Annotated in this window: 14 protein-coding genes and 1 tRNA gene; all 15 read left to right on the plus strand. The window is 37.8% G+C overall.

What is annotated here, in order from left to right:
- Nucleotides 1-32 precede the first annotated feature (32 nt).
- The 15 genes from PHV78_02340 to PHV78_02410 all read left to right on the plus strand — a co-directional run bounded on the left by PHV78_02340 (nucleotide 33) and on the right by PHV78_02410 (nucleotide 13,198).
- A complete protein-coding gene (locus tag PHV78_02340; protein ID MDD5396066.1) occupies nucleotides 33-734 on the plus strand; it encodes a hypothetical protein in 702 nt (233 codons plus the stop codon).
- Between the two features lie 9 nt (nucleotides 735-743).
- Nucleotides 744-1,214, plus strand: a complete 471-nt coding sequence (locus PHV78_02345) for a nucleotide exchange factor GrpE (GenBank protein MDD5396067.1) — start codon at nucleotides 744-746, stop codon at nucleotides 1,212-1,214.
- A gap of 36 nt (nucleotides 1,215-1,250) precedes the next feature.
- Nucleotides 1,251-3,116, plus strand: a complete 1,866-nt coding sequence (dnaK, locus tag PHV78_02350; protein ID MDD5396068.1) for a molecular chaperone DnaK — start codon at nucleotides 1,251-1,253, stop codon at nucleotides 3,114-3,116.
- A gap of 209 nt (nucleotides 3,117-3,325) precedes the next feature.
- The gene (locus tag PHV78_02355; GenBank protein ID MDD5396069.1) at nucleotides 3,326-4,621 is read left to right on the plus strand and encodes a hypothetical protein; all 1,296 of its coding nucleotides are present in this window, start codon (nucleotides 3,326-3,328) and stop codon (nucleotides 4,619-4,621) included.
- A 3-nt stretch (nucleotides 4,622-4,624) separates the two neighbouring features.
- Nucleotides 4,625-5,902, plus strand: coding sequence for a pitrilysin family protein (locus PHV78_02360; GenBank protein ID MDD5396070.1), 1,278 nt, complete (start codon nucleotides 4,625-4,627; stop codon nucleotides 5,900-5,902).
- Nucleotides 5,903-5,979: 77 nt separating this feature from the next.
- The gene (locus tag PHV78_02365; GenBank protein MDD5396071.1) at nucleotides 5,980-7,038 is read left to right on the plus strand and encodes an AI-2E family transporter; all 1,059 of its coding nucleotides are present in this window, start codon (nucleotides 5,980-5,982) and stop codon (nucleotides 7,036-7,038) included.
- A 9-nt stretch (nucleotides 7,039-7,047) separates the two neighbouring features.
- Entirely contained in the window at nucleotides 7,048-8,091 is a 1,044-nt protein-coding gene (locus PHV78_02370; GenBank protein MDD5396072.1) for a GDP-mannose 4,6-dehydratase, read from the plus strand.
- 9 nt (nucleotides 8,092-8,100) lie between these two features.
- Entirely contained in the window at nucleotides 8,101-8,436 is a 336-nt protein-coding gene (locus PHV78_02375; protein ID MDD5396073.1) for a DUF2304 domain-containing protein, read from the plus strand.
- A gap of 5 nt (nucleotides 8,437-8,441) precedes the next feature.
- Nucleotides 8,442-9,011, plus strand: a complete 570-nt coding sequence (lepB, locus tag PHV78_02380; protein MDD5396074.1) for a signal peptidase I — start codon at nucleotides 8,442-8,444, stop codon at nucleotides 9,009-9,011.
- Between the two features lie 20 nt (nucleotides 9,012-9,031).
- On the plus strand, nucleotides 9,032-10,432 hold the full coding sequence (gene hisS, locus PHV78_02385) for a histidine--tRNA ligase (protein ID MDD5396075.1): 1,401 nt from the start codon (nucleotides 9,032-9,034) through the stop codon (nucleotides 10,430-10,432).
- A gap of 165 nt (nucleotides 10,433-10,597) precedes the next feature.
- Nucleotides 10,598-10,682, plus strand: a tRNA-Ser gene (locus PHV78_02390).
- Nucleotides 10,683-10,822: 140 nt separating this feature from the next.
- Complete coding sequence (locus PHV78_02395; GenBank protein MDD5396076.1) at nucleotides 10,823-11,311, plus strand: 8-oxo-dGTP diphosphatase; 489 nt, start codon at nucleotides 10,823-10,825, stop codon at nucleotides 11,309-11,311.
- 11 nt (nucleotides 11,312-11,322) lie between these two features.
- Nucleotides 11,323-11,847, plus strand: coding sequence for a dCMP deaminase family protein (locus PHV78_02400; GenBank protein ID MDD5396077.1), 525 nt, complete (start codon nucleotides 11,323-11,325; stop codon nucleotides 11,845-11,847).
- Between the two features lie 21 nt (nucleotides 11,848-11,868).
- A complete protein-coding gene (locus tag PHV78_02405) occupies nucleotides 11,869-12,828 on the plus strand; it encodes a calcium/sodium antiporter (GenBank protein ID MDD5396078.1) in 960 nt (319 codons plus the stop codon).
- Between the two features lie 7 nt (nucleotides 12,829-12,835).
- Nucleotides 12,836-13,198, plus strand: a complete 363-nt coding sequence (locus PHV78_02410) for a hypothetical protein (protein MDD5396079.1) — start codon at nucleotides 12,836-12,838, stop codon at nucleotides 13,196-13,198.
- The last annotated feature ends 124 nt before the right edge of the window (nucleotides 13,199-13,322 follow it).

A 13,322-nucleotide genomic window follows, 5' to 3' on the forward strand; every position in this document is an offset into this window, starting at 1 on the left:
GAGTGCTAATTATTTATTTATACTATCTATATATGATTACTGAACGGCAGGAAAATCTTCTCAAAATAATTTTAAAACATTATATCAAGACCGCTCAGCCGGTTGGTTCTGAGGTTTTAGCCAATAATACTGATTTTAAAATTAGTCCGGCTACCATTCGCAACGAGATGGCTAATTTAACCAAAAATGGTTATCTGGAGCAGCCTCATACTTCAGCCGGCAGAATTCCCACCGAAAAAGCCTATCATCATTATTTAAATAAATTTTTAAAAGCGGCCGAACCGGTAGTTAACGAAAAAAATAATTTTAAAAAAATTAAATCAGATCATCAGGCCCCGGATTTATTGATTAAAAAGATGGCCCAGCAATTGGCTAAATCTTCGGGGGAGTTGGTGGTCGTGGCCACCGATAAGGATAATTTTTATTATACAGGACTCTCATTTTTATTTAGCCAGCCCGAGTTTAGTCAAACTGAAAATATTTTTAATATTTCCGAAATGATTGATCATTTAGACTCAATTATGTCAGAGGTTTTTGATACGGTTTCCGACGATCCGCAAATATTATTGGGTCAAAAAAATCCGTTTAGCCGCCACTGCAGCACAATTTTAACCCGGCTAGAGATTCCTGAGCAAAAAGAAGACGTTATCTTTGGCTTGCTCGGTCCGGTGCGCATGGATTATGACCAGAATTTAGGCCTGATTAATTACGTTAAAAAGATATTAAATAACTAAAAATTTATTATGGCCGAAAAAGACAGCAAGAATATAGACGAATTACAAGTTCAAATCGAGGAACTACAGAAAAAAGCCGATGAATATCTTAATGGCTGGAAGCACGTCAAAGCTGATTATATTAATCGTGAAAAAGAAATAGAGCGCGAGAAAATTGAATGGGTAAAATTCGCCAACCTAGAAATGATTTTGCATCTTTTAACCATCCTTGACGCCCTGGATAATTCTATTAAGCATTTACCCAAAGAATTAGCCAATAATGAATGGGCTAAGGGAGTGACGCAGATAAAACAGCAGATAGAAGATGTTTTAAAAATACACGGCGTAGAAAGAATAAAAACTTTAGGTGAAAAATTTGATCCGGAATTTCATGAAGCCATTGATAAAAAGGGCGATGACGGAAAAATAGCCGAGGAAATTCAATCTGGATATTTAATGCACGGTCGGACTATTAGACCGGCCAAAGTAATTATTAAGTAGATAAAAAATAAAATTTAATTTATTAAGACAAAAATTATGGCAAAGATTATTGGTATCGATTTAGGAACCTCTAACAGCGCTGCTTCTTATATGGAAGCAGGTAAACCCAAAATGATTCCTTCGGCCGAAGGAACGACTATGGTTGGCGGGAAAGCCTTTCCGTCATACGTTGCTTTCACTAAGGAAGGCGAACTTTTGGTTGGCGAACCGGCCCGACGTCAAGCCGTGGCCAATCCGGAAGGAACGGTTTTTGCCGCCAAGCGTAAAATGGGTAGTGATTTTAAATATAAAATTTACGGCAAAGAATATACGCCGCAACAAATTTGCGCTTTTATTTTGCAAAAAATAAAAAAAGACTCGGAGCTATATTTGGGCGAGAAAGTAGAAAAGGCCGTTATTACCGTCCCGGCTTATTTTAACGATGCGCAGCGGCAAGCCACCAAAGATGCCGGCGCCATTGCCGGACTCGAGGTTGTGCGTTTAGTTAATGAACCGACTGCGGCTAGTTTGGCTTATGGTCTGGATAAAACCCAAGAAAAAGACCAACAGGTTTTAGTTTTTGATTTTGGCGCCGGTACACTCGATGTCACTATTATGAATTTTGGCCAAGGAGTTTTCGAGGTTCTGTCTACTTCTGGAGATACGCAATTGGGCGGCACGGATATGGATGAAATAATCATTAATTATATTATTAGCGAATTTAAAAAGGATTCAGGCGTTGATTTAAGCGCCGATAAAATGGCTATGCAGCGGGTTAAAGAAGCGGCCGAAAAGTCAAAAATAGAGCTTTCTTCGGCCTTAGAAACGGAGATTAATTTACCCTTCGTGACGGCTACCAAAGACGGCCCAAAACATTTGCTTATGAAAATTACTCGGGCTAAATTAGAAGAATTGGTTAAACCGGTGGTTGATCGCTGTCGCGAATCCATTGATCAGGCTATAAATGATGTGAAATTAAAACCGCAAGATATTGAAAAAGTAATTTTAGTCGGTGGTCCGACCAGAATGCCGATGGTTCAAAAGTTTATTGAAAATATTTTCGGTTCAAAAATCGCTCGCGGCGTTGATCCGATGGAATGCGTGGCCATGGGCGCGGCCGTTCAGGGAGCTATTTTAGCCGGAGAGACGGAAGTCAAAGACGTTTTATTATTAGACGTAACGCCATTAACCCTGGGTATTGAAACTTTAGGCGGGGTAATGACGCCATTAATTGAACGCAACACCACTATCCCAACTTCTAAATCACAAGTTTTTTCTACCGCAGCCGATAATCAAACTTCGGTTGAGATCCACGCGTTGCAAGGCGAACGGCCAATGGCTATTGACAATCGAACTCTAGGACGATTTTTGCTCGACGGTATTCCGCCATCACCGCGCGGCATTCCGCAGGTCGAGGTTTCTTTCGATCTCGATGCCAATGGCATTCTGACCGTGACGGCTAAAGATAAGGCCACAAATCGTTCTCAACATATTACCATTAAAGACGGCAGCTCGTTGTCAAAAGAAGAAATCGAAAGGATGAAAAAAGAAGCAGAGAAATTTGCCGCCGAAGATCGCAACAAACGAGAGCTGATTGATTTACGTAATCAGGCCGATACTTTAATTTATACTTCGGAAAAAGCACTGAAAGATGCGGGTGGTAAAGTTAAACCGGAAGATAAAAAAACAATCGAAGATAAAATAGCTGAAATAAAAAAAACCAAAGACGGCAATGATATAGAAGTGATTAAAAAGGCCATTCAAGAATTGGGAGAAGCGATTCAAAAGATCGGCGCGGCCATGTATAGTAATCAGCCAGGCGGCGGACAAGCTGGTCAGCAATCACCGCAAGAAGGAAAAGAAAATCCGCCCACTGGCGGAGATCAGGGGCCGATAGAAGGTGAATACGAAGAGAAAAAGTAATATAGAGAAAAAATATTATAATTGATAGAGCAGAGAAAACCAGGCTAAGCTTAAAGGTTTGGCCTGGTTTTTATGTCGTAATTTGCTGCAATTTCCTGTTGCGAAGCGAACAGGTCAGGGTCTTGCTTCTGGGGATTAATACCCTTTATTTTTCTCAAAAATCTGTTAAAATATTGCCTATATAATCTGCGCCCTTTTCTTTTAATAATATGGACCTACAGACCCTGGACATAGACTTTTCCCCAGTTTTATCTATTCTGCAACAGCCGCCAGAATTAATCTTATGGAATATTTTCATTTATGGTGGCTGGGTTATACTTTTGATTTTAATTTTTATAGGAGCCTGGGATTACTGGGTTTTTTATATTAGAAGAAAATATCGGGAATCACTGCAATATATTTTATTAACTATTGATGTGCCAAAAAATAACGAACAAGGACCCGAAACGGTTGAGAGGTTGTTTGCCGAATTAGTAGGGGCTCGTTCAGGCGGATCAAAATTGGATATTTATTTTAAAGGCTACATTCAATCTTCTTTTTCTTTTGAGCTTGTTAGTTTGGGCGGACACGTCCGTTATTTTATTCGTTTACCAGCTCAATTCCGTGATATGGTTGAAGCGGCAATTTATAGCGCCTATCCCGAGGCGCAAATTAGCGAAGTTGACGATTATACCGCGGAAATGCCTGATCATTTTCCTGACGAAGAATATGATTGTTGGGCGAGTGATTTAATTTTATACAATAAAGAATTTTACCCCATTAGAACCTATCCGTCCTTCGAGCATTCTTTAAGTAAAGAGTTGAAAGATCCTCTCGGGGTTTTGTTGGAGCTGATGAGTAAATTACAATCAGGAGAACAGCTATGGATGCAATTGATTTTGACGCCAATTAGCAATGACTGGAAAAAACAGGCGGATAATTTTGTTAAAAAAATGTTGGGCATAAAAGTTCCGGTTAGCAAAAGCAGTGCTGAAAAAATATTAGAGATCCCGATAAAATTATTAAGTGCGATTGGTGGCATTTTTTTTACTGCGCCCGAAGCTACCAAAAAAGAAGAGAAAAAAGAAATTAACCTTTCTCCGGGCGAGCGCAAATCTTTAGATGGAGTTCAAAACAAAGCATCAAAAACCGGTTTTAAGGTAAAATTTAGAACAGTCTATGTTGCCAAGAAAGAAGTTTTCTCCAAGAATCGGGGCGTGGTCGGGTTTTTGGGAGCCATTAACCAGTTTAATACTTTGGACATGAATGGTTTTAAGCCGGACGACAAGGCTAAAACCAGTAAACCAATGTTTTTTGGCGCTAGTGCTTTAGCTAAGAAGCAAACCAGCTTGATGCGCGCTTATAAACAAAGAGACCGTTTTTTTGGCGCTAAAAATTTCATTTTAAACGTAGAAGAATTGGCGACGCTTTATCATTTCCCGGTTACTATTTCCTCTAAAGTACCGTTAATTAAAAAGACCGGCAGTAAGCGAGCTGAACCGCCGCTAGAATTGCCAACCGGTTAACATATGTATCATAAAGAAAAATTAGTTAATGGCCTAAATTTAATCACCGTGCCGATTAAAAATACTCGTGCGGTGAGTATTTTAGTATTGGTGCCGGTTGGCTCCCGTTACGAAACAAAAAAAATAAATGGCTCGACCCATTTTATCGAACATATGATGTTTAAGGGAACTAAAAAAAGGCCAAACAATTTTTTACTTAGCCGGGAGTTAGATGCATTGGGCGCTGAATATAATGCTTTTACTAGTAAAGACATGACGGCGTATTGGATTAAATTAGACAAAGATTATTTAGATAAGGGCGTGGAAATAATTTCTGATATGTTATTTCATTCTTTATTTAACGAAAAAGAGTTCGAGAGGGAAAGAGGAGTGATTATAGAAGAAATAAAAATGTATGAAGATAATCCGATGATGTATATTGATACGCTTTTTGAAGAAACAGTTTTCGGTAATTCTCCTTTGGGCTGGCCTATTAGTGGTCGTATAGACGATATTAAAAATTTAGCCCTTCAGCAACTTTTATCTTTCAAATCAAAATTTTATTTTTTAGAAAATATGTTAATGGTCGTTTCTGGAGATTTCAGAAAAGACAGTCTAGTTAAATTACTCAAAGGCCACTTCTTGCCGCCGGCGAAAAAATCGCTCAAGAAAGGTTTTAAAAAGCATTCTTTTTTATCTCAACATGCTCCGAAGCTTGAAATATTAAATAAAAAAAGCCAACAGGTACAGTTGGCGATAGGTTTTCCGGCTTATTCATGCCATCACAAAAATATTAATGCCCTAACCTTGCTTTCGATTATTTTGGGCGGAAATATGAGTTCAAGATTATTCAGTGAGATTAGGGTCAAGAGGGGATTGGCTTATGCTATTAGAGCTGACTTAAGCGTTTATCAGGACACTGGCCTTTTTTCTGTGCAAGCAGGAGTAGACAAAAATAAGCTTGATGAGGCGATTAAGGTCATTTTAGAAGAATTGGTTAAGGTTAAAAGGGCGGGCGTGAGTCGAGAAGAATTATCGCGGGTTAAAACATTTTTCGCCGGAAAATTAAGTTTAGACTTAGAGGACTCTGCTTCAATGGCGAGTTGGTATGGCCGACAAGAATTACTAATCGGAAAAACATTAACACCGGAACAAAAAATAAAAATGATCAATAAAATTAATGGTAATGTGATAAATCAGGTCGCGAAAGACGTTTTTAGGGCCGATAAATTATGCGCGGCGGTAATTGGCGAATCCGTAGACCGCCCGAAGCTCTTGTCTATTTTAAGGGCGGGTTTATAATGTTTATAAGGATTAATTTTGTTATTAATACTTGCTTGGTAAAAAGTTTAGTTTAATACCCTTTATTTTTAATTTTTATGACTGAACCTACGTCAAATATCGATGATTTAAATAAACCACAAATCAAGAATGTTTTAGTAAAAATTGACTTTTGGTCTGCATTAAAATTGTTGATTTTCTTGGCAATTTTATTTTTATTTTATGTTTTAAGGGATATTTTGATTTTATTTTTAGCGGCCATGGTTTTGTCTTTTATTCTTTCGCCTATAGTTGATTTTTTGGAAAAAAGAAAATGGCCGAGGATTTTGGCGACCATTTCGATTTATTTATTTGTTGTGCTTTTTATAATTAGTATTGTTTTGCCGTTAATTCCCGTGTTGACACAAGAAATCAATCTTTTGATTCAAAAATTACCCAATTACTATGATAGTGTTAATAATTACTTTAAAATCTCCAATAAGAGCTTGACGCAGATTACCGGGGATTTGATCAATTCCTGGTTTAGTAGTCTTAATACGACCACCACGGGTGTTTTTAATATTTTAGGTACGGTGGTGGGCTGGTTGTTTGTGATGATAATGATTTTCGTTATGGCTTTTTACATGACCTTGCACAAGATTTTTTTAAAAGAATTATTTAAGAAGCTTATTCCGGCTAAATATGCCACCAATGCCGGCAGGATGATAGAATTAATTCAAAAAGATTTAAGCAACTGGGCCAGAGGTGTGCTTATATCGGCCCTGTTTGTTGGCGTGATTAGCTTTATTGGTTTGTCGGTTATCGGTATTAAATTCGCTTTGTTTCTTGGTTTCTTCGCCGCAGTTTGTGAGTTGATTCCATGGATAGGCTCTTGGATATCGGCTATTTTAGCAATTTTAGTTGGATTTACTCAAGCGCCAATGTATGCTTTGTTCGTGGCTATATTTTATATAGTGATTCAACAAGTGCAAGGAAATTTAATTACGCCAAAAATAATGCAGCGAGCCATAGGCATTGATCCATTATTTGTCATTATGGCAATTTTAATCGGTGGTAAATTAGCCGGTCCCCTGGGTATAGTTTTGGCTGTGCCGACCTTTACGATTATTATGATTATTTTTAAAGAATATTGGCATTTTAAAAAATCAGTTAATTAAAACAAAGATATGGGTTACATTTTTGGCAAGAAAAACATATTAATTACTGGCGGAGCCGGTTTTTTAGGCTCTCATCTTTGCGAAGAATTAGTAAAAGACAATAATGTGATTTGTCTTGATAATTTGATGGGTGGTGGGGGAGACATAAAAAATATAGAGTATTTACTGCAAAAGCAGAATTTTAAATTTATAAAACAGGATATTAATCAAGCGTTTGATTTAGAAAATTTTCCCGAAGCCCAAGATTTTAAAATATCAATTCAAGGAATTCAAGAAATTTATCATTTGGCCTGCCCGACTACGGCAAAAAATTTCATGCAAACGAGAATGGAAACCCTTTGGGCTAATTCGGTCGGCATGATTAATATTTTAGAAATTGCTAAAAAATATAAAGCCAAAATTCTTACAGGATCTTCTTCAGTAATTTATGGTCCTAGAAAAAACGACAGTCTTTATTTTAAAGAATCTGACCCTGGTTCGGTTAATTCGGTCGACCCGAGAGCTTGTTACGATGAAGGCAAGCGTTTTGCCGAAACGTGCTCCGTTACTTATCGCGAAGTAGACGGGGTTGATACCAAGATTGCTCGAATTTTCAGAACCTATGGCCCCCGATTGGCCTTATTTGACGGTCAAATGATTTCTGATTTTATTTTACAGGCTCTTAACAACAAACCCTTAATAGTTTATGGCGATCAAAATTTTTCCACTTCGCTTTGCTATATTGACGACATTGTCCAGGGGCTGATCATGATGATGAACTCAAAAGAAGCCGGTCCGATTAATTTTGGCCAGAGAGAGGAATATAAATTAGCTGATGTAGCCAAAAAAATCATTGAACTAACAGGCTCGCAATCAAAAATAATTTTTAAAGACCCTTTGCCTTTTATGCGGCCATTGGGATTGCCAGACATTAGTTTGGCCAAAGAAAAATTAAACTGGTTCCCGGTGGTGGGCCTTGATGATGGTTTGGCTAAAACTATTGAATACGTTAAAGCTAATCGGATGCTTTTACAACCATTGGTTGAGCGTTATGATCAAGATTTAAATAATTAATTTTTTAAAATGCTTTTTGTTCAATTCCTCATTGATTTAGTCATTATATTTTTTGTTGTCAATTTATTCTTAAAATTAAGGCAAAATAAAATAAATTTTGGCTCTTTTATTTTTTGGCTAATTTTATGGGTTGCGGCCGCTATTCTTGTTAATTGGCCGGAGTCTTCTAGTTTTGTGGCCAGAATTTTGGGCGTTGGTCGCGGAGTAGATGTGGTTATTTATTTTTCGATTATTTTGCTTTTCTATTTTATTTTTTATTTAACCATTAAATTACGTCGGACCGAAAAAGAAATCACTGATTTGGTGCGAAAAATTTCTTTTTTAGAAGACAAGGCGACAAAATAAAAATTATGCAAAAATTTCGTTTTCCGGGCTGGGTGTCTTTTTTGTGGGATGTGGTCAAGCTAGTAATCATCGCCTTTATTATTGTTTGGCCGATTCATAAATTCGTTTTTCAGCCCTTTTTAGTTCAAGGACCGTCGATGGAGCCTAATTTTTACGATCGAGAATATTTAATCGTGGAAGAGGTAAGTCATCATTTTGTTGATCCTCAGCGCGGCGAAGTAGTGGTTTTGAGGTCGCCATACAATAGCAGGGAATATTTAATTAAAAGAATCATTGCTTTGCCTGGCGAACGGATAGTAATCAAAGAAGGAAATATTTGGATTTATAATGGAAAAAATCCGCAAGGAGTTAAAGTGGAAGAAAATTATCTGCCGGCAGGGCTAAATACGGGCGGCGAGGTTGACCAGATGTTGGCCGTGGATCAGTATTATGTTTTGGGCGATAATAGATCGGTTAGTTTAGACTCTAGATCGTTTGGGCCGGTTCAGAGAGGAATGGTTATCGGTCGGGTTTGGTTAAGGGGTTGGCCGTTAAATCGTTTAGCTAACTTCCGTTTACCCACTTATCAATTTTAATATAATTAAACTCAATCGTTATGGCTAAAAAAAATAAAAAAAGAGGCAGACCGACTGGATCGCGCCATAGAGCAAAAAAATATATCCCTCATTTATTAAAAGGAGTTAAAGATATTTTGCCGCAAGAACAACGTTATTATGATTTTATCATCGGCAAGACCGAAGAGTTGGCTCGGGCCTATGGTTTTGACAAAATAACGATCCCAATTTTAGAAGAGTCTGATTTATTTAAGCGTCGCGTTGGTTTAACTAAAGATATTTTTCAAAAAGAAATTTTTTCTTTCGAAGATTTAGGTGGGCATAAAATTAGCTTAAGGCCGGAAGGGACCGCTGGCGTAGCCAGAGCCTATATCCAGCACGGTTTATCAGCGTCGCTTCAGCCGGTTAAGCTATTTTATCACGGGCCAATGTTTCGTTATGAGCGCTTAGAAATGGGCAAACAAAAAGAATTTTATCAATTTGGCCTGGAGATCATTGGTTCTAATAAGCCCGTTACCGATGCTCAATTGATTTTATTCGTTAACGCGCTATTGCAGGGCTTGGGCATTAAATTTACTATTCAAATAAATAATCTTGGTTGCCGCGAATGCCGTAAAATTTATTTTAAAAAACTAACGGACTTTATCCGACAAAAAGGCAGAATATTTTGCCGCGAATGCCGCGTTAAAATAAAAAGGAATCCACTTAAAATTTTTGAATGCCACGGCAAAGAATGCCATGATACCTTAATGCAAGCCCCGCACATAGTCGATTATTTGTGCGAAGAATGCCGTTCTCAATTTGTCAGGACCTTAGAATTTCTAGATGAAGCCAGGGTGGTTTATAATTTAAATCCATTCGTAGTAAAAGGAGCCGGGTTTAATGATCGCACGGTTTTCGAATTTTGGCCGATTAAAACAGAACAACCTAAGCCGGTCGTGGCTAACAGTACGATTAGTCCTGAAATAACACAAAAAATACAACCGCAACCGGAAGAGGTGATTGATAGTCGTTTAGCCATAGCAGCTGGTGGTCGCTATGATCAATTACTTCACGATTTGGGGGGTGCGATTGCGCCCGCCTGTGGGTTGTCGATAGGTATTGATCGTTTGGTCGATGAAGCCAAAAAACAGCAAATAAAAACAGCTAGAGTTAAGCCGATTCAAGTTTTTGTCGCCCAGGTCAGCGATTTGGCTCGGCAAAATGCTTTAAGAATTTTCGAATTAATCAGAAAAGAAGGATATAGAGTAGGGGAGAATTTAGCCCAAGATAGCCTACGAACTCAATTAGATATAGCCAATAAATTAGGAGCTAAGTATACGTTAGTCTTTGGCCAGCAAGAGGTTATTCACAAAACGGTTATTATTCGCGATATGGTTAGTGGCTCTCAAGAAACCATAGATCAAGAAAAAATTGTTAGGGAATTGAGGAAAAGACTATAGATTAATGCTCATTTTAATTAATTAAACAGAGAGACTTATTTTTCTCTCTGTTTAATTTTTGCCCTTGTTTTTTAAACAAAAACTGCTAAAATATTTGCTATCATTCCTCTTAAAATAGAGAGGTTTACTTGTCGCTGATTAGTCTAATGGGGCTGTAGGCAGAACGGAAGGGTCGCATAGTGGTCGAGTGCGTTCGCTTGGAAAGCGAATATACCGCAAGGTATCGCGGGTTCGAATCCCGCCCCTTCCGTTCTGCCTACAAAATATATACCGCAAGGTATCGTGGGGGTGGTTTTCGCCTACTGGCGGAAATTCCTGCTTGCCCTGCCTACCGTCAGACAGACGGCGAGCCACTTTCTATATTTTTGGGACAGATAAATCAAGAATAATATGGGCAAACTACGCGACGTTACTTTGGTTTTTTTAGTCAAGAAATCGGGAGATAAAATTACTGAGATTTGTTTGGCGATGAAAAAGCGCGGTTTTGGCGTTAATCGTTGGAATGGGGTAGGAGGAAAATTATTAGCCGATGAAAGCATTGAAATGGCTGCCAAAAGAGAAGCCCAGGAAGAAATAGGCGTTGATTTGAAAAAAATAAATAAAATCGCAGAAATAGATTTTTATTTTCCCCATCAAACCGACTGGAATCAAACGGTTAATGCTTTTTTTTGCGAAGAGTGGGAGGGAGAGCCAATTGAAACAGAAGAAATGAGGCCAAGGTGGTTTAATCCAAGTGAGTTGCCCTACGAATCAATGTGGTCAGATGATAAATTCTGGGTGCCTCATATTTTAGAGGGTAAATTGCTAAAAGCCAGTTTCGTTTTTAAAGAACACGATTTAGTCGATAGTCATAATTTGGAATTTGTTAATAAATTTTAAAATAAAATTTTATGGCCAAGGCAACGAAATCATTTAAACGCAAAAATTATATTTCTTGGGATGAATACTTTATGGGTATCGCTATTTTGTCGGCAATGAGGAGCAAGGATCCCAATACGCAAACCGGTGCCTGTATTGTTGATAAACAAAATAAAATTATCGGCATTGGTTACAATGGTTTTCCAACCGGATGTTCGGACAATGATTTTCCTTGGACAAACAAGGGCAATGATCCCGTGAAGACTAAATATTTTTATGTATGTCATGCTGAGCTAAATGCGATCTTAAATAGTCATGGTCGCGACTTAAATGATTGTCGGATTTATACTTTTTTAATTCCCTGTAATGAATGCGCTAAAGCCATTATCCAGTCTGGAATTAGAGAAATAATTTATCTATCAGATTCAGCTGCTATGTATGGAAGAAATAAAAACACGCCAACGATTGTAGCCGCCTTAAAAATGTTTAAAAGCGCTGGAGTAAAAATGAGATTAATGAAATCGAGCCAAAGTTTAATTATAAATTTTAAAAAATAGATCTGTGTTAATATAGTTTCTATGATTTTGAATGTTGTTCTGCTGGTTTTTAGTTTTATCTTATTAGTAAAAGGAGCAGATTTTTTGGTTAGCGGTGCATCTTCTTTGGCAAAAAAACTTGGCGTCTCTACTTTGGTTATCGGTTTAACTATCGTGGCCCTTGGCACTTCAGCTCCAGAATTATTGGTTAATATTTTCGCCAGTATCAGAGGCGTCAACGACATTGCTTTTGGCAATATTATCGGCAGCAATATTTTAAATCTATTTCTTATTTTAGGACTTTCGGCTGCTATTTTTCCGCTCGCAGTCAATCGGGGCACGACTTGGAAAGAGGTACCGTTGGCATTATTGGCTACTTTGGTTTTGGGATTATTAGTCAACGATCAACTGATTGATAAAAATCAAATTTCAATTTTAAGTAGAATTGATAGTTTAATTCTGCTTTGTTTTTTTATAATTTTCATTTATTACACCTTAGCTATCTCTAAAAATAAAAGCGTCAATGAAGCCAAAGAAGTTAAAACTTATAATTCCTGGCCTTCGGTCTTGATGGTTTTGGGCGGATTAGTAATGCTGGTTGTTGGCGGTAATTTAGCGGTTCATAGCGGCACAGCTATCGCCAGGGCGCTCGGGGCAAGCGAGGCCCTGATCGGTTTAACTATTTTAGCCGTAGGCACATCGCTGCCCGAATTGTGCACCTCGGTCGTGGCTGCTTATAAAAAAAATTCTGATATAGCAGTAGGGAATATTATTGGTTCTAATGTTCTCAATATTTTATTTATTTTAGGTTTGAGTGGGCTAATTCATCCGATTGGTTTTTCTCCAATCCTTAATACTGATTTATTAATTTTAATTACAGGCACCATTTTATTATTAATCTTCTTACTGTTGGGCAAAAGGCATATTTTAGAGCGATGGCAGGGAATGGTCTTTGTGGCGTTTTACGTTGTTTACGCATTTTTTATAATTCATCGCGGTTAAGTTAAACATGAATTCTTTGATTTTTAAAATTTTTATCATTTGGCTGATTTTTATGGGCGAGGCCTTTTCGATTTATGCGGAAATTATTGGCGCGAAAAATTTTTCGCAGCCGGGAGCCAGATTATTTACGCCAGTTTTTTGGCGATTATTAATTTTGATTATCGTCGCCGGTTCATGCTTAATGATCGGCTATATGTTTGGTTTCCGCACTTTTAAAAATATCTGGATAGTCAGCGTCATATCTTTAACGGCGATTTTAATTGTTGAACCATTTTTGGATTATACGGTTTTTAGACAATTGCCCGGTCGCGGGCAAATTATCGGTTTTGTTTGCGGCCTGGCTGGTTTTATCGCCGTGCTAATTTTTTAATGCTATGCCCAGTAACAAAACTTCACCAGCCCGCCAGGGCGGTCTGAGAGTTGCTTTGTTCTTGGGTTTATCTCAAAAAATAAAATAGGTGCATTTTAAAAGAACTATTAGTCTTAAAGATGCC

The organism is Patescibacteria group bacterium, assembly GCA_028715115.1.
Taxonomy (GTDB): domain Bacteria; phylum Patescibacteriota; class Patescibacteriia; order UBA2591; family UBA4787; genus JAQUSN01.

What these genes read in the sequence shown, in the direction of transcription:
- lepB (MDD5396074.1), top strand. Translation starts at nt 8,442, where the DNA reads ATGCAAAAATTTCGTTTTCCGGGCTGGGTGTCTTTTTTGTGGGATGTG.
- PHV78_02375 (MDD5396073.1), top strand. Translation starts at nt 8,101, where the DNA reads ATGCTTTTTGTTCAATTCCTCATTGATTTAGTCATTATATTTTTTGTT.
- PHV78_02405 (MDD5396078.1), top strand. Translation starts at nt 11,869, where the DNA reads ATGATTTTGAATGTTGTTCTGCTGGTTTTTAGTTTTATCTTATTAGTA.
- hisS (MDD5396075.1), top strand. Translation starts at nt 9,032, where the DNA reads ATGGCTAAAAAAAATAAAAAAAGAGGCAGACCGACTGGATCGCGCCAT.
- PHV78_02370 (MDD5396072.1), top strand. Translation starts at nt 7,048, where the DNA reads ATGGGTTACATTTTTGGCAAGAAAAACATATTAATTACTGGCGGAGCC.
- dnaK (MDD5396068.1), top strand. Translation starts at nt 1,251, where the DNA reads ATGGCAAAGATTATTGGTATCGATTTAGGAACCTCTAACAGCGCTGCT.
- PHV78_02360 (MDD5396070.1), top strand. Translation starts at nt 4,625, where the DNA reads ATGTATCATAAAGAAAAATTAGTTAATGGCCTAAATTTAATCACCGTG.
- PHV78_02340 (MDD5396066.1), top strand. Translation starts at nt 33, where the DNA reads ATGATTACTGAACGGCAGGAAAATCTTCTCAAAATAATTTTAAAACAT.
- PHV78_02395 (MDD5396076.1), top strand. Translation starts at nt 10,823, where the DNA reads ATGGGCAAACTACGCGACGTTACTTTGGTTTTTTTAGTCAAGAAATCG.
- PHV78_02410 (MDD5396079.1), top strand. Translation starts at nt 12,836, where the DNA reads ATGAATTCTTTGATTTTTAAAATTTTTATCATTTGGCTGATTTTTATG.
- PHV78_02355 (MDD5396069.1), top strand. Translation starts at nt 3,326, where the DNA reads ATGGACCTACAGACCCTGGACATAGACTTTTCCCCAGTTTTATCTATT.
- PHV78_02400 (MDD5396077.1), top strand. Translation starts at nt 11,323, where the DNA reads ATGGCCAAGGCAACGAAATCATTTAAACGCAAAAATTATATTTCTTGG.
- PHV78_02365 (MDD5396071.1), top strand. Translation starts at nt 5,980, where the DNA reads ATGACTGAACCTACGTCAAATATCGATGATTTAAATAAACCACAAATC.
- PHV78_02345 (MDD5396067.1), top strand. Translation starts at nt 744, where the DNA reads ATGGCCGAAAAAGACAGCAAGAATATAGACGAATTACAAGTTCAAATC.